Here is a 19,884-nt window from a genome sequence, read left to right as displayed (position 1 = left end):
ACGCATTTCGTCTCGGGCCGGATGACGACCTTCGACGCACAGACGACGATTCGACCCAAGCATGTCCTGCTCGTTCACCGCTCACCGAACATTGAAATCGCCGGCTCGCGAAGTCAACGTTCTACTAAGCTTCGTTCTTAATCCTGCGGAAACTCATTGTCGAAAATGCGAGCAGTGCGAGCAGCCAGGCGAGAAGGTCACCATGGCGCGCGGCGATCGTCGCCGGGAGCGGGCGGGGCAGGTCGAAGTCGAAGGCGCCGGACGCACCGAGTGTCAGGCTGCCGACAACCCGGCCGAGCGGATCGATCGCGGCCGACACGCCGTCGTTGGCGGCCCGGACCACCGGCAGCCCCTCTTCGACCGCCCGCAGGCGGACCTGGTGGAGGTGCTGCCACGGCCCGGGGGTCATGCCGAACCAAGCGTCGTTGGTGACGTTGAGCATCCACCGCGGTCGCTCGCCCGGTGCCACCACTTCGCCGGGAAACACCGCCTCGTAGCAGACCAACGGCGCAAACGGCGGGGTGTCGGCGACCGACAGGGTGCGCCGGCCCGGGCCGGGGGTGTAGCCGCCGCGCAGCTTGGTCAGCTGCAACAGGCCGAGGCTCTCGGCGAAGTCCTGGAACGGCAGGTATTCGCCGAAGGGGACGAGATGGACCTTGTCGTAGGCGGCGAGGATCTCGGCGCCGGGGCCGAGCGCCAGGATCGAATTGTAGAAGCGCGGGCGGGTCTCGCCGGCGGCCGGCGCCTCGGCGCGGGTCGCCCCGGTGAACAGCGTGGTGCCGTCGCCGAGCAGTTCGGCCAGCGTCGCCAGCGCCCAGGGCTCGTTGGCCAACAGGAAGGGGAAGGCCGATTCCGGCCACACCAGATGGGTGATGCCGGGCAGGCGGCTCGGTCGCGCCCCGGCGAGGCTCGGCCTGAGGTCGGCGGCGAGCGGCGCGCCGGCGGCATCGCGGGCCGGGCCGCTCGACAGTTCGACGAAGCGTGCGACGGTCTCGTGCTTGAAGGTCGGGCTCCAGTTGGTCCACTGGTCGATCGCCGGCTGCACCACCCGGAAGCGGTAGCCGGGCTCGAAGGTGGTCGGGTTGGCGACGAGGCGATAGCCGCCCCAGCCGACCACGCCGACGAAGACCACCGCGATCCCCGCGGCGAAGCGGCGATCGGCGGGTAGCGCCCGGGCGAGCACCGCCGGGGCGGCGAAGACCACCACCGCCAGGAGGGTCACGCCGTAGCCGCCGAGCACCGCGGCGATCTGCATCATCGGACCGTTGGCGGCGAAGCCCTGACCGATCGAGCCCCAGGGAAAGCCGGTCAGGACATGGCCGCGCAGCCAGTCGGCGAGAAAGAAGCCGATCGCCAGGGCGACGATTCGCGACGGGCCCTCGCTCCACAGCAGGCGGGCGAACAGGGTCGCGAGGCCGTGAAACAGGCCCAGGCCGATCGACAGCGAGGCGATGGCGATCGGCAGCATCCAGCCGAACTGGCCGACGTCGACCAGGAAGGCGCTGCCGATCCACCACAGGCCGGCGAGGAACCAGCCGAAGCCGAAGGCCCAGCCGACCCGGAAGGCCGGCCAGAATCGCGCCAGACCGCGCCGGCCGGTGAGATCGACCGCGCCGTCGAGGGCCCAGACCAGGACCGGAAAAGCGATCCACAGCACCGGAAAGGCATGGAACGGCGCCTGGGCGAGACCGCCGAGACTGCCGGCCAGCGCCACGGAGAGGAGGCGACGCCATCCCCAGAGGAGCATCACGGCGTGGGACCACCGCTCCAGCATGATCGGTCTCTCGTGGTTGGCGGCCGTGCGGCCGAATCGGGGGGGACCGGGCCGTCGGCGCCGTCAGGCGGCGGCCGCGGAGAGGCGGGTCAGCTTGAGGCGCTTGATGCGGCGGGCGTCGGCGTCGAGGATCTCGATGCGCAGCGCGGGCAGGCGCTCGATCTCGACGGTCTCGCCGACCACCGGCACCCGGCCGGTCAGGGACACGACCAGACCGCCGATCGTCTCGACCTCCTCGTCGAGGCCGATCGCCTCGAGATCGATGTCGTAGTCGACCGCCGCGGCGACCTCCTCGATCGAGGCGCGGGCGTCGACGAGCCAGCTGCCGGGTCCGGCGGCGGCGATGCCGGCCTCTTCGACCACGTCGTGTTCGTCCTCGATGTCACCGACCACCGTCTCGACGATGTCCTCGAGGCTGACCAGTCCGTCGACGCCGCCGTATTCGTCGATCACCAGGGCCATCTGGATGCGGTTGGCCTGCATCCGGGCGAGGAGATCGGTGGCCGGCATCGAGCCGGGCACGAACAGCACCGGGCGCACCAATCCGGCTTCGGCGACGGTGCGGGTGAGGTCGGCGCGGGCGAGGTCGATGCCGATCGGCGCGGCGGCCGGCGGAGTCAGGGCCGAGGCGTGGGCGATGTGGCCCATCAGGTCGCGGATGTGGATCATGCCGACCGCGTCGTCGAGGGATTCGCGATAGACCGGCATGCGGCTGTGGCCGGTCTCCATGAACACCAGCATCAGGCGGTCGAGGCGGGTGTCTTCGGCGATGCCGTCGATCTCGGCACGGGCGATCATGATGTCGTCGACGCGGGTCTCGCGCAGGCGGAGGATGTTGCGGATCATCGCCCGCTCTTCCGCCGTGAAGCCGCCGCCTTCGCCCTCTTGGCCGTCTTCCAGGGCGGTTTCGAGATTGTCGCGCAGGGCCGCGGGGGATGGTTTCCACCCCACCGCCGCGCGCAATCGATCGATCCAGCTTTCGCCGCCGCGATCGGGCGCGGTCTCGCCACGGGCCTCGGTCCGCGTGGGACCGTCACCCGTGGCGCCGGTACTCTGGGTATTCGCGTCGGTCATCTCATCCCGGCCTGGTTCGCCGCCCGGCAATCGCCCGCCCATGGTGCGTCGCGGCCGGTCGGCGTGTCAATCGTCCGCTTGGGCATAGGGATCGGCGACGCCGATCCCGGCGAGGATCTCGGTCTCCAGCGCCTCCATCTCCTCGGCCTCGGCGTCGTCCTCGTGGTCGAAGCCGAAGAGGTGCAGCAGGCCGTGCACCAGGAGATGGGCGAAGTGATCCTCGAAGGTGCGACCGTCGGCGCGGGCCTCGCGGTCGGTGGTCTCGTGGGCGACGACGACGTCGCCGAGCAGCGGCCCGGGGTCCTCGTCGTCGCCGGCGCTGGGGAAGGACAGGACGTTGGTCGCCGCGTCGCGTCCGCGCCAAGTGGCGTTGAGGATCCGGATATGGGCGTCGTCGGTGAGCAGCAGCGACAGTTCGGCGGCGTCCGGCACGTCGAGTTCGGGCCGGACGGCGACCGCCGCGACGACCCGCTCGATCAGCGGCCGCCAGGCCTCGGGGTCGCCCCACGGGCCGGCCTCGACGGTGGTGTCCACGGCGATGGGGTTCGGCGCAATCACCGGGGACGGCCCTCCCCGCGACGATCGCGCTCGTCGGCGAGACGGGTGCGGGAGACGTCGTCGTAGGCCTTGACGATGCGGGCGACCAGCTCGTGGCGGACCACGTCCTTGTCGGTGAAGTTGACCCGGATCATGCCCTCGACGTCGGCGAGGATCTCCAGGGCGTCGACGAGGCCGGACTTGACCCCGGGCGGCAGGTCGACCTGGGTCGGGTCGCCGGTGACGATCATCCGCGAATTCTCGCCGAGGCGGGTCAGGAACATCTTCATCTGCATGGTGGTGCAGTTCTGCGCCTCGTCGAGCAGGACCACGGCGTTGGACAGGGTGCGGCCGCGCATGAAGGCGAGCGGCGCCACCTCGATCATGCCCGACTGCAGGCCGCGTTCGACCTTCTCGGCCGGCATCATGTCGTAGAGCGCGTCGTAGAGCGGGCGCAGGTAGGGATCGACCTTCTCCTTCATGTCGCCGGGCAGGAAGCCGAGGCGTTCGCCGGCCTCCACCGCCGGACGCGACAGGATCAGCCGGTCGACGTCGCCGCGTTCGATCAGGGCGGCGGCATAGGCCACCGCCAGATAGGTCTTGCCGGTACCGGCCGGGCCGATGCCGAACACCAGATCGGCACGACCCATGGCGCGGACATAGGCGTCCTGGGCCGGGGTGCGGGCCGAGACGGTCTTGCGTCGGGTCGAGATCTGGGCCGGGGTGAAGCGGGCCTTGGGCTCGAGGGTCGGCAGCGGCAGCTGTTCGGCCTCGGCCTCGGACATGCGGATGGCGCCGTCGACGTCGCCGATGTGGACCTCGTGGCCGTCCTGGAGGCGTTCCCACAGGCTCTCGAGCACCTGGCGGGCGCGGTCGCAGGCGTCATGGCCGCCCTTCACCGTGACCTGATTGCCGTGGGCGATCACCGTGACCTTGAGGCGGCGCTCGATCTCGGCGAGATTCTGATCGAATTCGCCGTAGAGATCGCCGATCAGCCGGTTGTCGTCGAAGGCGAGGACGACGTGGGTCAGGTCGGAGGCGTGGCCCGTCACCGGGTTGGGCGGATTCGACGGCACCTGCACTTCTGTCACCTGACACCTCCGAGGGCTGCGACCGGACGGGACGACGGCGCCGGTGCGTCGAGCCGCACGGCGGAGAGCGAGTAGGTCATCACCGCGTCGATGCGCACCGGGACGATGGTCCCGAGGAGGTCGACGGGGGCGTCGAGATGGACCGCCTGGAGCCAGGGCGAGCGGCCGGCGAGCTGACCGGGGCGACGGCCCGGCTTCTCCAGCAGCACGTCCATGGTCATGCCCAGACGTGACAGGTTGAAGTCGCGGGTCTGACGATCGATCAGCGCTTGGAGCCGGGCGAGGCGCTCGACCTTGACGCTCTCCGCGATCTGGTCGGCCTCGGCCGCCGCCGGGGTGCCGGGGCGGGGCGAATATTTGAACGAGAAGGCCGAGCCGTAGCCGACCGCTTCGATCAGCTCGAGGGTCGCGGCGAAGTCGGCCTCGGTCTCGCCGGGGAAGCCGACGATGAAGTCGCCGGACAGGGCGATGTCGGGGCGGGCGGCGCGGATGCGCTCGACCAGCCGCAGATAGTCGTCGCGGCGGTGGCGGCGGTTCATCGCCGCGAGGATGCGGTCGGAGCCGGACTGCACCGGCAGATGCAGATAGGGCATCAGCGCCGGCAGATCGCGGTGGGCCTCGATCAGATCGTCGCCCATGTCGCGGGGATGGCTGGTGGTGTAGCGCAGCCGGGCGAGGACGGGGATCTCGGCGAGGCGGCGCAGCAGCCGGGCGAGGCTCCAGGCGGCGCCGTCGGGGCCGGGCCCGTGATAGGCGTTGACGTTCTGGCCGAGCAGGGTGACCTCGCGGACCCCGGCGTCGGCCAGCCGCTCGGCCTCGGCGACGATGCGGTCGACGGGCCGCGAGGTCTCCGAACCGCGGGTGTAGGGCACCACGCAGAAGGTGCAGAACTTGTCGCAGCCCTCCTGCACGGTCAGGAAGGCGGTGAGGCCGCGGGCGACGGTGCGCTCGCGCGAGGCCGGGGCGAGGTGGTCGAACTTGTCCTCGACCGGGAATTCGGTCTCGACCACCCGGGCGCCGGCGGCGACGCGATCGATCAGATCGGGCAGGCGGTGATAGCTCTGCGGGCCGAACACCATGTCGACGACGGGGGCGCGGCGGGCGATCTCGACGCCTTCGGCCTGGGCGACGCAGCCGGCGACCCCGACCACCATCGTCTCGCCGCGCAGCGCCCGGGCCTCCTTGACCCGGCGGATGCGGCCGAGCTCGGAGAACACCTTCTCGGCGGCCTTCTCGCGGATGTGGCAGGTGTTGAGGATGACCAGATCGGCGTCCTCGACGGTCGACGTCTCCTCCCAGCCGCCGGGCGCCAGCGTGTCGGTCATACGATCGGAATCGTAGACGTTCATCTGGCAGCCCCAGGTCTTCACGAAGACTTTCTTGGGTTCGTTCATCGTCACTCGTTCAAGGGTCTCTCGGGCGCAGCGGAGGGTCGCGCGACGCATCGCATCGCCGCCCGCCGCGGAATCTCTCGCGGTTCGGATCAGATCTAGCGCGGATCGGCGGCCCCGGGAATAGCCGGGCGGGCGGTCACGGCCGCAACACGGCGCGGAGCTGGTCGCGGACGCTGGTCTCGAGCGTCGCGGCGAGCGCCTTGCGGTCGGTGGTCGCCTCGAAGATCTGCGGCTCGCCCCATACCACTTCGACGTCGAGACCGCCGGCGATGCACACCCCCCACAGGTGGCCGATGAGGTCCATGTCGCCGTACCAGGCGACGCGGTGGCGGTCGGCGCGGCCGATCGGCATGCCGCCGATGCGGGTGTAGACCACCGCCATCGGCTGGACCACCACCCGGGTGTGACCGCTGTCGAGAATCGCGGCGCGGGCGGCGCCGAGCAGCGCCGAGCGGAACGGCAGGACGCCGTCGCCGGGCGACGAGGTGCCTTCGGGAAACAGCACCATGGGGTCGCCGGCGGCGAGCCGGTCGCCGAGCTCGCCGGCGGTGCGGCCGGTGGCGCTGCGGCGGGTACGGTCGACGAAGACGCAGCGCTGGAGTTTGGCGAGCAGCCCGAACACCGGCCAGGTCGCGACCTCCGATTTGGCGACGAAGGACACCGGCCCGAGCGAGCCGATCACCGAGATGTCGAGCCAGGAGGCGTGGTTGGCGGTGATCAGCAGCGGCCGTTCGCTCGACGGCGTGCCGCGGGGTGTGACCCGGACGCCGAGGGTGGCGAGCGCCCGGCGATGCCACCACACCGGCAAGCGGTCGGCGAGCGACGATCCGAGCCGCAGCGCGACCCACTGGACGGGAAGCGCCGCCACGGTGATCGCCGCGAGCCGGAGGAGGGCGAGGACGGCGACCACACGAATCATGACGTCACGATTTCTCGTCGTCGAGCGGAACGCCGTAGAGTTCCAGTCGATGGTCGACCAGCCGATAGCCGAGCTCGCGCGCGACGAACTCCTGCAGCTTCTCGATGTCGGTCGACCGGAATTCGATCACCCTGCCGGAACGCAGGTCGATCAGATGATCGTGATGATCCTCGGAGACGGTCTCGTAGCGCGAGCGGCCGTCGCGAAAGTCGTGACGCTCGATGATGCCGCTGTCCTCGAACAATTTGACGGTGCGATAGACCGTCGAGATCGAGATGCGGCGATCGATCGCCGCGGCGCGGCGATGCAGTTCTTCGACGTCGGGATGGTCGACGGCCTGTTCGATCACCCGGGCGATCACCCGGCGCTGATCGGTCATGCGCATCCCGGCCACGACGCAACGATCCTCGAGGTTCGCTTCGTCTTCCGCGGAGTCGGCAGGGGGGACTTTCGCCGGGCTCAAGGTCCACCTCACGCAGTTGGGAGTCGTCCTGTGAGGCGATTAACGAAGATCCGCCCGCATGACAAGCGCGGTCGCACCGGGAACGCTGCCTTGGGCGTAGTATCCGCGTCGTTCGCCGACCTTGGCGAAGGCCAGACGGCGATAGAGGGCGACCGCGGCGACGTTGCCGGCGTCGACTTCGAGGAACACCGCCTCGATCCGTTCGCGGTAGAGACGGCGCAGCACCTGCTCCATCAGGCCGCGGGCGACGCCGCGGCGGCGGTGGGCGGGATCGACCGCGACGGTCAGAATCTCGGCCTCGCCGGCGACGGCGCGGGCGAGCACGAAGCCGACCGGCGCGCGGGTGCCGAAGACATTCGCGCGGCGGGCGACCAGACCGAACACCGGCTCCTCGCGCAGCAGCGCCGAGAGGTCCTCGGCGCTCCAGGCGGCGCCGGGAAAGGCCGCGGCATGGATCTCGGCGAGGCGGCGGGTGTCCTCGGCCCAGGCCTCGTCGGTCACCACCAGCGGGCCTGTCCAGTAGTCGAGCGCCATCTGCCAGAAGTCGAAGGCCCACCAGCCGAAGGTCACGCGCGGACCTCCCCCGGCCGGGTCGGCGTCAGACGCGCCAGCCGAGCCGCGGTCTGCGGCTTGGCGTCGGGCGGACGCAGGTAGAGCGGGCGCGGCGACACGAAGGCGCCGGCGTCGAATCGGGCGAACGCCAGATGGGCGATGGTCTCGATCGCCGCGAAATCCTGGGGGCCGGCGATCTCCAGCCGCGGTTCGAGCGCGACGATCGGCAGCGCGCCGGAGCCGATCAGCACCGCGTCGAGGGCGACGGCGCGGGCCGCCGCGGCGGTGCGGGTCGCCACCGCCGGGGCGTCGAGGGGAGCACCGGCGGCATCGAAGGATTGGACGTAGACCTCGTCCTTGCGGGCGTCGAGGACGGCGAGAATCGAGCGGCCGGGCCGGGCGAGGGCGGCCTCGGCGGCGAGCGCCTCGAGGGTGCCGATCGCCAGCGCCGGCCGGCCGGTGGCCAGCGCGAAGCCGCGCACCGCGGCGACCCCGACGCGGAGGCCGGTGAAACTGCCGGGGCCGACGGTGACGGCGAAGGCCTCGACCTCGGCGAGCGTGACGCCGGCGGCCTCGGTCGCCGCGGCGATCACCGCCATCAGCCGCTCGGCGTGGCCGCGGCCGATGACCTCGCCGCGCGCGGTCACCGACACGCCTTCGCCGTCGCGGTGGGCGACGGCGGCGGAACAGGCGGCGAGGGCGGTGTCGACGGCGAGAAGAATCATGGACCCTTACCTACACCGGGGCCCCGCTCCCGATCTCTGCGAAAATGGTCGGGCATCGGGGTCCGGTGCGGGGCGGAGCCCCGCGGCATCACGACGCGGCGCGGACCTCGCGCACTTCCGGGACGAAGTGCTTGAGGAGATTCTGGACGCCGTTGCGCAAGGTGGCGGTCGAGGACGGACAGCCGGCGCAGGCGCCGCGCATGGTCAGCCACACCACGCCGTCCTCGTAGCGGGCGAAGGTGATGTCGCCGCCGTCGGCGGCCACCGCCGGGCGGACCCGGGTGTCGAGCAGTTCCTTGATGGTGGCGACGACGCGGGCGTCGGCCTCCGACCAGGTGCCGGCCGCCGCGACTTCGGCGTCGCCGGGCGCGAGAATCGGCGCGCCGGACAGGAAGTGCTCCATGATCGTGCCGAGGATCGCCGGCTTGAGGTGCTGCCACTCCGGCCCGTCCTTGGTGACGGCGACGAAGTCGGCGCCGAGAAACACGGCGGTGACGCCGTCGATCTCGAACAGGCGCTCGGCGAGCGGCGAAGCGGCGGCGGCGGTGCGGTCGCGGAACTCGCGGCTGCCTTCGGCGAGCACGGCACGGCCGGGCACGAACTTCAGAGTGGCGGGATTGGGGGTGACTTCGGTCTCGATGAACATCGATTCTCCTCTCTCGGGGTCAAGGCCCGAGCCGGACGACAGGTGGCAGATAATACGCCGCGGGCTCCGCGTCCAGAGACGGTCAGGCGACCGCGGCGATTTCGGCGTCGGAGAGATGGCCGGGAACGATGGTGATGGGAATCGGGAAATGTCCGGAGGCACGTCCCGCCAGCGAGGCGACCAGCGGTCCCGGCCCGTCGGAGTCGGTGCCGGCGGCGAGCACCAGAACCGCCACGTCCTCGTCGGCCTCGATCAGGGCGAGCACCGCCGCGGCGCGTTCGCCCTCGCGCAGGACCCGTTCCGGGGTGACCGCGGCGATCTCCTGAACGCGGGCGGCGACCGCCTCGAGCACCGTCTCGGCCTCGGCCCGCGCCTCGGCGCGCATGGTCTGCTCGACCCCGAGGAAGCCGCGAAAGTCGGAATCGTCGACGACGTAGAGCAGCACCAGACCGCCGTCGGTATGGGAGGCGCGCAGGGTCGCGAAGACCACCGCCCGATCGCATTCGGGGGTGTCGTCGACGACCACCAGGAACTTGCGTCGATGTCCGGCCTCGAGGGCCTTGCGTCTCATCGCCATGGGCCCGAGGCTGCCACTCCCGGCCACCGCAGGCAAGGCCGAAGACGTCGAGGGGACGGCGGAGGCCGCCCCGCCCCAGCCGTCGCTCACCGCAGGAAGCCGAGGATGTCCTTGACGGCGTTCATCACCGGGGCGGCGATCGCCCGGGCACGGTCGGCGCCGGCGGCGAGCACCGCGTCGATATGGGCGGGATCGGCGACCAGCCGCTTCATCTCGCCGCCAATCGGGCCGAGCTTGTCGACCGCCAGATCGGTCAGCGCCGACTTGAAGGTCGAGAACTGACCGCCACCGAATTCGCCGAGCACGTCGGCCGCGGCACGGCCGGACAGGGCGGCGTAGATGCCGACCAGATTGTCGGCCTCGGGACGGCCGGCGAGACCCTCGACCTCGCTCGGCAGCGGCTCCGGATCGGTCTTCGCCTTGCGCAGCTTCTGGGCGATGGTGTCGCGGTCGTCGGTCAGGTTGATGCGGCTGAGGTCGGAGGGATCCGACTTCGACATCTTCTTGGTGCCGTCGCGCAAGGACATCACCCGGGTCGCCGGGCCCTGAATCAGCGGCTCGGTGAGCGGGAAGAAGGCGTCGCCGAACCCCTGTTCGGCGATCGATTCGGCGAAGTCGTTGTTGAACTTCTGGGCGATGTCGCGGGTCAGCTCGAGGTGCTGCTTCTGATCCTCGCCGACCGGCACGTGGGTCGCCTTGTACAGCAGAATGTCGGCGGCCATCAGCGAGGGATAGGCGAGCAGGCCGAGCGAGGCGTTCTCGCGGTCCTTGCCGGCCTTGTCCTTGAACTGCGTCATCCGGTTCATCCAGCCGATGCGGGCGACGCAGTTGAACACCCAAGCGAGTTCGGCGTGCTGGTCGACCCGGCTCTGGTTGAAGACGACGTGCCTGGTCGGATCGATGCCGGCGGCGAGGAAGGCCGCGGTCACTTCCCGGGTGTTGCGCACCAGTTCCTTGGGGCCGCCCCAGACGCTGATCGGCTGGGTGATCGCGTGCATGTCGACGACGCAATAGACGCAATCGAACGACTTCTGCATCTCGACGAATTTGAGAATGGCGCCGAGGTAGTTGCCGAGGTGCAGGTTGCCGGTCGGCTGGACCCCGGAGAAGACGCGGGGTTCGAAGGCGGCGGCGGTCGGTTCGGTCATGACACGGGATCCCGGGTGGCTCGATCCTCCGTGCGGAGGTTGGCCGGGTTATGCGGCATCCGTCGGCGTCGGGCAAGGCGGATCGGCCCTGCGGCGACGGAAGGTGCGGCGATCGACCACTCCGAGCGCGACGATCAGGCCGCCGTGGACGGCGAGACCGAGCGCGACCAGGACGGCGAGGGTCGCCCCCTTGACGGCGAGCGGACGGGCGGCGGCGAGCAGATCGGCGCCGAGATCGCCCCCGATCGCCACCACCAGCCCCATCGCCGTCGCCGCAACGGCCAATCGCGGGACCCGGCGGGCGAGCGTCGCGTCGATCCGCCAATGGCCGCGGCGGATCAGGATCGCCGCCAGCAGCGCGGCATTGATCCAGCCGGCAGCGGCGGTGGCGACCGGCACGGCGATCCAGCCGACGAAGGGAAAGAAGGCCAGCGCCAGGGCGACGTTGACCGCCACCGCGACGCCGCCGACGGCCATCGGCAGGCGGGTGTCCTCGCGGGCGTAGAAGGCCGGCGAGAACACCTTGACCAGCACGAAGCCGGGCAGGCCGAGCGCCAGGGCGGCCATGGCGCGGGTGGTCTCGACCGCGTCGCCGGCGCCGAAGGCCCCGCGCTGGAACAGCACCACGGTGATCGGCCCGGCGAGCACCCACAGCGCCACCGCCGCCGGCAGGGCCAGGGCGAGGGCCGCCTCGAGCGCCCGCGACAGCACGGCGTCGGCGCGGGCCCGGTCGGGATCGAACAGCCCGACGGCGATCTCCGGCAGCAGGACCTGACCGATGGCGATGCCGATCACCCCGAGCGGCAGCTGATAGAGCCGGTCGGCGTAATAGAGCCAGGAGACGGCGCCGGGTTCGGCCGAGGCGATCATGGTGGCGACCACCACGTTGATCTCGGTGAGACCCCCGGCGATCAGTCCGGGCACGGCGAGAGCGCCGAAGCGGCGCAGGCGATCGTCGAACAGGGGGCGGCGCAGGTTGGGGGTCGAGCCGGCGGCGAGTACGGCGATCGCCAGCAGGACCACCTGGACGACGCCGGCGACCACCACCGCGACCGCCAGCACGCGACCGTCGGCGGGGCCGGGGGCGCGCCCGGCCAGCGCGAGGCCGATCAGCGCGGCGATGAACACCAGATTGAGCAGCACCGGCGCCAAGGCTGCGGCGAGGAAGCGGCGCTCGGCGGCGAGCACGCCGGCGAGCAGCGCGACCACCGAGACGCAACCGAGATAGGGAAAGCAGATGCGGGTGAGGTCGACGGTCAGGGCAAACTTGGCGGGGTCGTCGACGAAGCCGGGAGCGAGCAGGCGCACCAGCGCCGGCGCGGCCAGCGCGGCGATCAGCGACACCGCGATCACCACCGCCAGCAGGACCGCGAGCGCGGCGCCGGAGAAGCGGCGGGCGCCGGCGGCGCCGACCTCGTCGCGGGCGCGCACCAGCAGCGGCACGAAGCCCGACGCGAAGGCGCCCTCGGCGAACAGCCGGCGGAACAGATTGGGCAGGCGGAAGGCGACGAAGAAGGCGTCGGCGACCGGCCCGGTGCCGAGCGCCGCGGCGATCATCGTGTCGCGCACGAAGCCCAGGCCGCGGCTCGCCAGGGTGGCGCCGCCGACGGTGAGGACGTTGCGCACCAGGCTCATGCGGTCGGGCTCCCGTGGCGATCGGCGGCGGCTCAGGCGGTCAGCCGACGTCCGTCGCCGCGGCCGGGATCCTGGGCGACGCCGTCGAAGGCGCGCATCAGGTGCTCGTGGATGGTGCGCTCGCGCGGCCGGCTGTCGACCTTGTGGCCGAACAGATCGGTCACGTAGAAGACGTCGACGGCGCGCTCGCCGAAGGTGGCGATGTGGGCCGAGGCGATGTTGAGGTTGAGGTTGGAGATCTCGCGGGTCAGGTCGTAGAGCAGCCCGGGCCGATCGAGGCCGGAGACCTCGATCACCGTGAAGCGATCCGACCAGGCGTTGTTGACGATGACGTCGGTGGGGATCTGGAAGGCCTTGAGGCGGGCGCGGCCGGCGATCTTGCGCTCGACCTGCTCGGGTAGACGCTCGGCGCCGGTCAGGGTCTTCTCGATCAGCGCCGAGACGCGCTGGCCGCGGCGCTGCTCGTCGTGGTCGTCGGCGAATTCGCGGCCGACGAAGATCGTGTCGAGCGCGAGGCCGTCGGTGGTGGTGTAGATCTGGGCGTCGACGATGTTGGCGCCGGCCACCGCGCAGGCCCCGGCGATCGCCGAGAGCAGGCGGGGATGGTCGTCGGCGAGCACGGTGATCTCGGTGACGCCCTCGAAGACGTGGGGGATCACCGAGGTGGCGAGCAACTTGCGGTCGCGGGTCGCCTGGCGGATGAAGGTGGCGTGTTCGATCTTGCGGGGCAGATCGACCCGCAGCCAATAGGGCGCGTAGTGGCGCTCGACATAGGCCTTCTTCTCGGTCTCGCTCCAGCCTTCGAGGCTGTCGGTGAGTTCGCGCTTGGCGGCGGCGACGCGCTGATCGCGGGTGACCTGGGAATGGCCGCCGGCGAGATAGGGTTCGGTCTCGTAATAGAGGGTGCGCAGCAGCTGACCCTTCCAGCCGTTGAACACGCCGGGGCCGACCGCGCGGATGTCGGCGACGGTCAGGCAATGGAGCAGGCGCAGGCGTTCGGGGCTCTGGACGATCTCGGCGAAGGTCTCGATGGTGCGGCGATCGTTGAGGTCGCGGCCCTGGGCGACGGTCGACATCACCAGGTGGTTCTCGACCAGCCAGGCGACCGTCTCGGTCTCGGCCGGGGTCAGGCCGAAGCGCGGTCCGAGCTTGCGGGCGATCTTGCCGCCGAGCAGCGAGTGATCCTCCATCCGGCCCTTGCCGACGTCGTGGAGGAACAGCGCGACATAGAGCACGCGGCGGTTCTGGATGCCGTGGATCAGCTCGCTGGCGAGCGGGATCTCCTCGGCCAGCCGGCCCTTCTCGACCGCCGCGAGTTCGCCGATCGAGCGCAGGTGGTGCTCGTCGACGGTGTAGTGATGATACATGTTGAACTGCATCATCGCGACGATGCGGCCGAAATCCGGCACGAAACGGCCGAGCACGCCGGTCTCGTTCATCCGTCGGAGAACCCGCTCGGGGTCGTTGCGCGAGGCGACGATGTCGAGGAACAGGGCGTTGGCGACGGCGTCGTTGCGCACATCGTCGTCGATCAGGCGCAGCGAGCGGGTCATCAGCCGCAGCGCGTCGGGATGGAAGTCGACGTCGGCGCGATCGGCCTCGTGGAAGATGCGGATCAGATTGACCGGATCGCGCGAGAACACGTCGGGGCCGGCGACGTTGATGCGGGCATGGTCGAGGATGAAGGGCGTGCCCTCGCCCTGGGCCTTGCGGCGGCGGCGGCGGGTGAAGCGGTCGAGGAAGCGGTTGAGCGCCGGCGTCTGCTTGACGTGCTCCTCCTCGAGCGCCGAGCAGAAGATCAGGGTCAGGTCGCCGACGTCCTTGGCGACCAGGAAATAGTGCTTCATGAAGCGCTCGACGGCGCGCAGGCCGGCCTTCTCGACATAGCCCAGCCGAGCGGCGATCTCGCGCTGGAGGTCGAAGGACAGGCGCTCCTCGGCCCGGCCGGTGGCGAAGTGCATGTGGCAGCGGATGCCCCACAGGAAGTCGTCGCAGCGCTGGAAGCGCTGGTACTCGGGCTTGGAGAACACCCCGGCGCCGATCAGATCGGCGGTGTCCTTGACCCGGTAGAAGTATTTGGCGATCCAGAACAGGGTCTGGAGGTCGCGCAGGCCGCCCTTGCCCTCCTTGATGTTGGGCTCGACCAGATAGCGGCTCATGCCCTGGCGCTTGTGGCGCTCGTCGCGCTCGGCGAGCTTGGCGGCGATGTAGTCGCGGCCGGTGCCCTGGACCACGTCGCGGTCGAAGCGCAGCGCCAGATCGTCGAACAGCGGCCGGTCGCCCCAGATGAAGCGGGCCTCCAGAATGGCGGTGCGGATGGTCAGGTCGGAGCGCGACAGGCGCACACATTCCTCGACGTTGCGGGTGGCGTGACCGACCTTCAGGCCGAGGTCCCACAGCATGTAGAGGATGTATTCGACGACGCTCTCGCCCCAGGGGGTCTGCTTGTAGGGCAAGAGGAACAGGAGATCGATGTCGGAGCCGGGCGCCAGGGTGGCGCGGCCGTAGCCGCCGACCGCGGTCACCGCCATGCGCTCGGCCGAGGAGGCGTTGACCACCGGATAGACGTGGCGGACGGCGAAGTCGTAGATCGCCCGGATCAGCGCATCCTGGACGAAGGACAGGCGCTCGGCGCAGCGCACGCCACGGCGATCGGCGAGCAGCAGGGCCTGGACCTTGTCGCGGCTGGCCAGCCGGACTTCCTTGAGCACCGCCAGCACCTTGGAGCGCACCGCCGGATTGCCGCCGTCGACCCCCTCGGTGACCAGCGCATCGAGACGGACCCGCAGGCCGTCGGAATCGATCAGTCCCTCGAAACGCTTCGGAACGCTCATCTACCGCGAGTCTCCTGCGAGGGCGAAATCGATGGGGCAGCCTAGCCCTCCCCCGGCGCGGTTTCCATCGCAGATCCGCCGCGGGGTGACAATCGCTCTTGCCCGTTTCTTCACCGCGATGCGAAAGGAATCACGTCGGGCATTTACGGGCAACTACTTATTGAGATATCAGGCGGCCCTGCCCCGCCGCGGCCGTCGCCGGCGACGCGGGGACCCGGCGGAGCGGCCAGCGCGGACGGCGCGGTGTCCGGACCATCGCCGGCGCGCGTTCTCGAGGACCTGCCATGATCTATCTCGTCTCGACGGTGCTGCTCGGCCTCGTCGTCGCCTTCGTCGGCGCGGTGGTACTGTTCGGCTATCCGGCCCTGATCGTCGGCGCGCTGATCGGCGTCGCCCTCGCCTTCACGGCGCTCCTGGCGATGACCGCCGACGGCCTGCGGACGCAGCGGCGCAGCTGAGCGGAGGACGGAGGCGGGCGGCGCGGGGGCGCCGACCGGTCCGCTTCTCACCGGACGCGCGGAGATTGGACCGCTGCTCCTCCGGCCCGGCGCGGGGGCGCCGGGCGTTCGTCACTCGCCGAAGTCCACCGGACTTCGGCGTCGGATCTCCGCCCGAAGGCGGAGATCCGACCGTGTCTCACCCGTTGACGTCATAAGCCGCGAGGGCGGCCATGTAGACCAGCTCGCGATCATTGGCGCCGAGTTGGACGATCTGCACCGACTTCTCGAAGCCGACCACCAGCGGACCGATGACCATCGAGCCGCCCAGCACTTCGACCATGCTCGACGAGATCTGCGCGGCGTGGAAGCCGGGCATCACCAGGACGTTGGCCGGGCCCTTGAGGCGGCACAGCGGATAGGCCGCCATGCGGGCCGGATCGAGGGCGACGTCGGCCGACATCTCGCCGTCGAACTCGAAGTCGACCTTGCGCCGCTCGAGGATGGCCACCGCCTCCTTGACGCGGGTGGTGCGCTCGCCCGGCGGCTGACCGAAGTTGGAGAAGGCCAACAACGCGACCCGCGGCTCGTAGCCGAGACGGCGGGCGGCGCGCGCCGCTTCTTCGGCGATGTAGGCGAGCTGCTCGCCCGACGGCGATTCGTGGATCGCGGTGTCGGCGATGAGCACGGTACGGCCACGGGCGAGCACCAGCGACAGGCCGATGACGCGATGGTCGGGCCGGGGATCGATGACCCGGCGGACGTCGGCGAGCACCGAGTGGAAGTGACGGGTGGTGCCCGACACCATGGCGTCGGCGTCGCCGAGCGCCACCATCGACGAGGCGAAGTAGTTGCGGTCGAGGACCAGACGGGCGCAGTCGCGATGGAGGAAGCCGTCGCGCCACTGACGGGCATAGAGGTGGTCGGTGTAGGCCTTGAGGCGCGGCGAATCGACGATGTTGATGACGTCCATACCTTCGTGGATGTCGATGCCGGCAGCCTCGGCGATCTTCTGGATGCGCTCGCGACGACCGATCAGCACCGGCGTGCCGAGGCCTTGGTTGGCGAAGGACGCGGCGGCGCGGATGACCTGCTCTTCTTCACCTTCGGCGAAGACCACCCGCTTGGGCTGGGCGCGGACCTTGGCGAAGATCCGCTGCAGGGTGCCGGCGACCGGATCGCGGCGCGCCGACAGGCTCTGGCGATAGGCTTCCATGTCGACGATCGGCAGACGGGCGACGCCCGACTCCATCGCCGCCTTGGCCACCGCCACCGGGATCTCGGAGATCAGGCGCGGATCGAAGGGCACCGGGATGATGTACTGCGGGCCGAACTTCGGGCGGACGCCGCGATAGGCGGCGGCGACCTCGTCGGGAACGTCCTCGCGGGCCAGCCGGGCCAGGGCGTGCGCCGCGGCGATCTTCATCTCCTCGTTGATCGTCGAGGCGCGGACGTCGAGGGCGCCGCGGAAGATGTAGGGGAAGCCGAGGACGTTGTTGACCTGGTTCGGGTAGTCCGACCGGCCGGTGGCGACGATGGCGTCGTCGCGGACCGCCGCGACCTCTTCCGGGGTGATCTCCGGATCGGGATTGGCCATGGCGAAGATGATCGGATTGGGCGCCATCGAGGCGACCATCTCGGGGGTCAACGCACCCTTGGCGGAGAGACCGAAGAAGATGTCGGCGCCGGCCACCGCCTCGGCGAGGCTGCGCTTGTCGGTCTCGACCGCATGGGCCGACTTCCACTGGTTCATGCCGTCGGTGCGGCCCTTGTAGACCACGCCCTTGGTGTCGCAGAGGATGACGTTCTCGGCCGAGAAGCCGACCGCCTTGAGCAGTTCGATGCAGGCGATGCCGGCGGCGCCGGCGCCGTTGCACACCAGCTTGGTGTCCTTCAGCGAACGGCCGGTCAGATGCAGCGCGTTGATGATGCCGGCGGTCGAGATGATCGCGGTGCCGTGCTGGTCGTCGTGGAACACCGGGATGTCCATCAACTCGCGCAGACGGCTCTCGATGATGAAGCAGTCGGGGGCCTTGATGTCTTCCAGGTTGATGCCGCCGAACGACGGACCAAGATAACGCACCGCCGCGACGAAGGCGTCGACGTCCTGGGTGTCGATCTCCAGATCGATCGAATCGATGTCGGCGAAGCGCTTGAAGAGGACGGCCTTGCCTTCCATCACCGGCTTGGAGGCGAGCGCGCCGAGGTTGCCCATGCCGAGAATCGCGGTGCCGTTGGTGATCACGGCGATCAGGTTGCCCTTGATCGTATAGTCGTAGGCGGTGTTCGGATCGTCGGCGATGGCGCGGACCGGGGCGGCGACGCCGGGCGAATAGGCCAGCGACAGATCGCGCTGGGTCGCCATCGGCTTGGTCGGCATGATCTCGAACTTGCCCGGGCGGCCGCGGGCGTGGAACTGCAGGGCTTCCTGATCGGTGATGGCGATGCGGGTCTTGGTCGTCGGCTTCTCGGTTTCGCTCATTCTCGGGCCTCCGGGCGCATCCTCCGCATGTTCTGGATTCTTGCGGTCGACGATCGGTCGAACAGGCGGGAACGACCCGCCTGCCCGCGCCGCGAACCGTGAGCGAAGGGTCGCGCACCATAGTCGCCCCGAGGCTGCGTGCTCAAGTCGGGCCGACTACGCTCGGTTGACGGCGGCATCATCAAATCGATCCATGAGTCGCAAAAATCGGTTCGCAACGCCGCGCGCCCGAGCACGATCGCCGAGGTTTCTCGACACGGGGTCGCGGTGACCGAGCGATCTGCTATTCTGCCGGCTCCCGTCCCCTCCCCTCGGAATCCGCCCATGTCCGACGTCTCGACCCGCGATGCCGCCTTCGACCCGCGGCCGTCGCCGGTGATGGAACAGTATCTGGAGATCAAGTCCGCCAACCCGGACAGCCTGCTGTTCTACCGCATGGGCGACTTCTACGAGCTGTTCTTCCGCGACGCCGAAGAGGCCTCGCGGGCGCTGGGGATCGTGCTGACCAAGCGCGGCAAGCACCTCGGCGAGGACATTCCGATGTGCGGCGTGCCGGTCCACCGCGCCGACGAATATCTCCAGCGGCTGATCGCCCTGGGCTTCCGGGTGGCGGTGTGCGAACAGCTCGAGGACCCGGCCGCTCGCCGCCGAGATCGCCCGGATCGAGCCGCGCGAGATCGTGCTGTCGGAGAAACTGTTCGAGGGCGACGACCTCAAGGAGCTGTGGCGGAGCGAACGGGCCGCGCTGACCCCGGTGGCCGCCGCGCTGTTCGACGGCGCCACCGCCGAAGCGCGCATCGCCGGCTATTTCGGGATCGCCACGGTCGAGGCCTTCGGGTTGTTCTCGCGGGCCGAGCTGGCGGCGGCCTCCGGCGTCGTCGCCTATGTCGAGAAGACCCAGAAGGGCCTGCGCGCCCGGCTCGAGGCACCGCAGCGCAGCGGCGAAGGCGGCGCCGGCGGCTGCCTGTCGATCGACCCCGGCACCCGCGCCAATCTGGAGATTCTGCGCACGCTGTCGGGCGAACGGCGCGGCTCGCTGGTCGCGGCGATCGACCGGACGGTGACCGCCGCCGGTCAGCGGCTGCTCGCCGAACGGCTGGCCGGCCCGTCGACCGATCTTTCGGTGATCGGCGCGCGGGCCGACGCGGTCGCCTTCCTCCTCGACGACGCCAGCCTGCGCCGGCGGCTGCGCGATGGGCTCGCTGCGGCCTCCGACATGCTGCGGCCGCTCGGCCGGCTCGGGCTGTTGCGCGGGTCCCCGCGCGACCTCGGGGCGATCCGCGCCGGGCTCGCCGCGGCGACCGCGGTCGGCGGCCTTCTCGCCGCGCAGCCGGTGCTGCCGGCCGAACTCGCCGCCGAGATCGCCCGGATCGAGCCGCGCGAGATCGTGCTGTCGGAGAAACTGTTCGAGGGCGACGACCTCAAGGAGCTGTGGCGGAGCGAACGGGCCGCGCTGACCCCGGTGGCCGCCGCGCTGTTCGACGGCGCCACCGCCGAAGCGCGCATCGCCGGCTATTTCGGGATCGCCACGGTCGAGGCCTTCGGGTTGTTCTCGCGGGCCGAGCTGGCGGCGGCCTCCGGCGTCGTCGCCTATGT

General features: G+C 70.3%; 17 protein-coding genes and 1 pseudogene. 3 read left to right on the top strand and 15 right to left on the bottom strand.

All coding sequences use genetic code 11. The features are described 5' to 3' along the window. Positions 1–124: 124 nt before the first annotated feature. The 14 genes from lnt to EYW49_RS13765 all read right to left on the bottom strand — a co-directional run bounded on the left by lnt (position 125) and on the right by EYW49_RS13765 (position 15,369). Complete coding sequence (gene lnt / locus EYW49_RS13830) at positions 125–1,774, bottom strand: apolipoprotein N-acyltransferase (protein ID WP_131310174.1); 1,650 nt, start codon at positions 1,772–1,774, stop codon at positions 125–127. A 63-nt stretch (positions 1,775–1,837) separates the two neighbouring features. Then, entirely contained in the window at positions 1,838–2,848 is a 1,011-nt protein-coding gene (locus EYW49_RS13825; RefSeq protein ID WP_131310173.1) for a hemolysin family protein, read from the bottom strand. A gap of 66 nt (positions 2,849–2,914) precedes the next feature. After that, positions 2,915–3,382: an rRNA maturation RNase YbeY gene (gene ybeY / locus EYW49_RS13820; protein WP_407695476.1), complete on the bottom strand. Its 468-nt coding sequence runs from the start codon at positions 3,380–3,382 to the stop codon at positions 2,915–2,917. Between the two features lie 20 nt (positions 3,383–3,402). After that, a complete protein-coding gene (locus EYW49_RS13815; protein ID WP_228259609.1) occupies positions 3,403–4,476 on the bottom strand; it encodes a PhoH family protein in 1,074 nt (357 codons plus the stop codon). Then, entirely contained in the window at positions 4,473–5,870 is a 1,398-nt protein-coding gene (gene miaB / locus EYW49_RS13810) for a tRNA (N6-isopentenyl adenosine(37)-C2)-methylthiotransferase MiaB (protein WP_165498254.1), read from the bottom strand. Before miaB ends, EYW49_RS13815 begins: the two co-directional genes overlap by 4 nt. 136 nt (positions 5,871–6,006) lie before the next feature. Further along, positions 6,007–6,789 carry a lysophospholipid acyltransferase family protein gene (locus tag EYW49_RS13805; RefSeq protein WP_131310171.1) on the bottom strand — a complete coding sequence of 261 codons (783 nt, stop codon included), beginning with the start codon at positions 6,787–6,789 and terminating at the stop codon, positions 6,007–6,009. Between the two features lie 4 nt (positions 6,790–6,793). Beyond that, complete coding sequence (locus tag EYW49_RS13800; RefSeq protein WP_228259608.1) at positions 6,794–7,168, bottom strand: Fur family transcriptional regulator; 375 nt, start codon at positions 7,166–7,168, stop codon at positions 6,794–6,796. Between the two features lie 123 nt (positions 7,169–7,291). Beyond that, positions 7,292–7,786 (bottom strand): GNAT family N-acetyltransferase, encoded by a 495-nt coding sequence (locus EYW49_RS13795; RefSeq protein WP_131310232.1) that lies wholly within the window; start codon positions 7,784–7,786, stop codon positions 7,292–7,294. Positions 7,787–7,818: 32 nt separating this feature from the next. After that, the gene (gene tsaB / locus EYW49_RS13790; RefSeq protein WP_131310170.1) at positions 7,819–8,529 is read right to left on the bottom strand and encodes a tRNA (adenosine(37)-N6)-threonylcarbamoyltransferase complex dimerization subunit type 1 TsaB; all 711 of its coding nucleotides are present in this window, start codon (positions 8,527–8,529) and stop codon (positions 7,819–7,821) included. 88 nt (positions 8,530–8,617) lie between these two features. Continuing rightward, positions 8,618–9,175: a NifU family protein gene (locus tag EYW49_RS13785; protein ID WP_131310169.1), complete on the bottom strand. Its 558-nt coding sequence runs from the start codon at positions 9,173–9,175 to the stop codon at positions 8,618–8,620. An 82-nt stretch (positions 9,176–9,257) separates the two neighbouring features. Next, entirely contained in the window at positions 9,258–9,752 is a 495-nt protein-coding gene (locus tag EYW49_RS13780; protein WP_131310168.1) for a universal stress protein, read from the bottom strand. A gap of 86 nt (positions 9,753–9,838) precedes the next feature. Then, a complete protein-coding gene (gene trpS, locus EYW49_RS13775) occupies positions 9,839–10,900 on the bottom strand; it encodes a tryptophan--tRNA ligase (RefSeq protein ID WP_131310167.1) in 1,062 nt (353 codons plus the stop codon). 48 nt (positions 10,901–10,948) lie between these two features. Further along, entirely contained in the window at positions 10,949–12,535 is a 1,587-nt protein-coding gene (gene murJ / locus EYW49_RS13770; protein ID WP_131310166.1) for a murein biosynthesis integral membrane protein MurJ, read from the bottom strand. Positions 12,536–12,567: 32 nt separating this feature from the next. Next, positions 12,568–15,369, bottom strand: coding sequence for a [protein-PII] uridylyltransferase (locus EYW49_RS13765; protein WP_131310165.1), 2,802 nt, complete (start codon positions 15,367–15,369; stop codon positions 12,568–12,570). A gap of 284 nt (positions 15,370–15,653) precedes the next feature. Between EYW49_RS13765 and EYW49_RS23015 the strand changes: the two genes are divergently transcribed. Then, entirely contained in the window at positions 15,654–15,827 is a 174-nt protein-coding gene (locus EYW49_RS23015) for a hypothetical protein (RefSeq protein ID WP_165498253.1), read from the top strand. Between the two features lie 178 nt (positions 15,828–16,005). Here the strand turns inward: EYW49_RS23015 and EYW49_RS13760 are convergent, their stop codons facing one another. Continuing rightward, positions 16,006–18,288, bottom strand: a complete 2,283-nt coding sequence (locus EYW49_RS13760) for an NADP-dependent malic enzyme (protein ID WP_131310164.1) — start codon at positions 18,286–18,288, stop codon at positions 16,006–16,008. Between the two features lie 324 nt (positions 18,289–18,612). On the opposite strand from EYW49_RS13760, the pseudogene EYW49_RS13755 reads away from it, so the two are divergent. After that, positions 18,613–19,630 (top strand): annotated as a pseudogene (locus EYW49_RS13755) (MutS N-terminal domain-containing protein); the annotation flags it as partial. After that, on the top strand, positions 19,622–19,884 hold a 263-nt coding region (locus tag EYW49_RS23615), incomplete at its 3' end, for a hypothetical protein (RefSeq protein ID WP_265937400.1). The pseudogene EYW49_RS13755 and the gene EYW49_RS23615, both read left to right, overlap by 9 nt.

The organism is Siculibacillus lacustris (genome assembly GCF_004328075.1).
Classification (GTDB): Bacteria; Pseudomonadota; Alphaproteobacteria; order Rhizobiales; family Ancalomicrobiaceae; genus Siculibacillus; species Siculibacillus lacustris.
The sequence above is the reverse complement of the archived record's forward strand: the minus strand, read 5'-3'. Positions and strand labels throughout refer to the sequence as shown.

Excerpts from the sequence above, each read along its gene's own strand:
- EYW49_RS13800 (WP_228259608.1), bottom strand. The coding sequence starts at position 7,168 with ATGACCGATCAGCGCCGGGTGATCGCCCGGGTGATCGAACAGGCCGTC.
- EYW49_RS13760 (WP_131310164.1), bottom strand. The coding sequence starts at position 18,288 with ATGAGCGAAACCGAGAAGCCGACGACCAAGACCCGCATCGCCATCACC.
- EYW49_RS23015 (WP_165498253.1), top strand. The coding sequence starts at position 15,654 with ATGATCTATCTCGTCTCGACGGTGCTGCTCGGCCTCGTCGTCGCCTTC.
- EYW49_RS13765 (WP_131310165.1), bottom strand. The coding sequence starts at position 15,369 with ATGAGCGTTCCGAAGCGTTTCGAGGGACTGATCGATTCCGACGGCCTG.
- EYW49_RS13795 (WP_131310232.1), bottom strand. The coding sequence starts at position 7,786 with ATGGCGCTCGACTACTGGACAGGCCCGCTGGTGGTGACCGACGAGGCC.
- trpS (WP_131310167.1), bottom strand. The coding sequence starts at position 10,900 with ATGACCGAACCGACCGCCGCCGCCTTCGAACCCCGCGTCTTCTCCGGG.
- tsaB (WP_131310170.1), bottom strand. The coding sequence starts at position 8,529 with ATGATTCTTCTCGCCGTCGACACCGCCCTCGCCGCCTGTTCCGCCGCC.
- EYW49_RS13805 (WP_131310171.1), bottom strand. The coding sequence starts at position 6,789 with ATGATTCGTGTGGTCGCCGTCCTCGCCCTCCTCCGGCTCGCGGCGATC.
- murJ (WP_131310166.1), bottom strand. The coding sequence starts at position 12,535 with ATGAGCCTGGTGCGCAACGTCCTCACCGTCGGCGGCGCCACCCTGGCG.
- EYW49_RS13785 (WP_131310169.1), bottom strand. The coding sequence starts at position 9,175 with ATGTTCATCGAGACCGAAGTCACCCCCAATCCCGCCACTCTGAAGTTC.
- EYW49_RS13825 (WP_131310173.1), bottom strand. The coding sequence starts at position 2,848 with ATGACCGACGCGAATACCCAGAGTACCGGCGCCACGGGTGACGGTCCC.
- EYW49_RS13780 (WP_131310168.1), bottom strand. The coding sequence starts at position 9,752 with ATGGCGATGAGACGCAAGGCCCTCGAGGCCGGACATCGACGCAAGTTC.
- miaB (WP_165498254.1), bottom strand. The coding sequence starts at position 5,870 with ATGAACGAACCCAAGAAAGTCTTCGTGAAGACCTGGGGCTGCCAGATG.
- lnt (WP_131310174.1), bottom strand. The coding sequence starts at position 1,774 with ATGCTGGAGCGGTGGTCCCACGCCGTGATGCTCCTCTGGGGATGGCGT.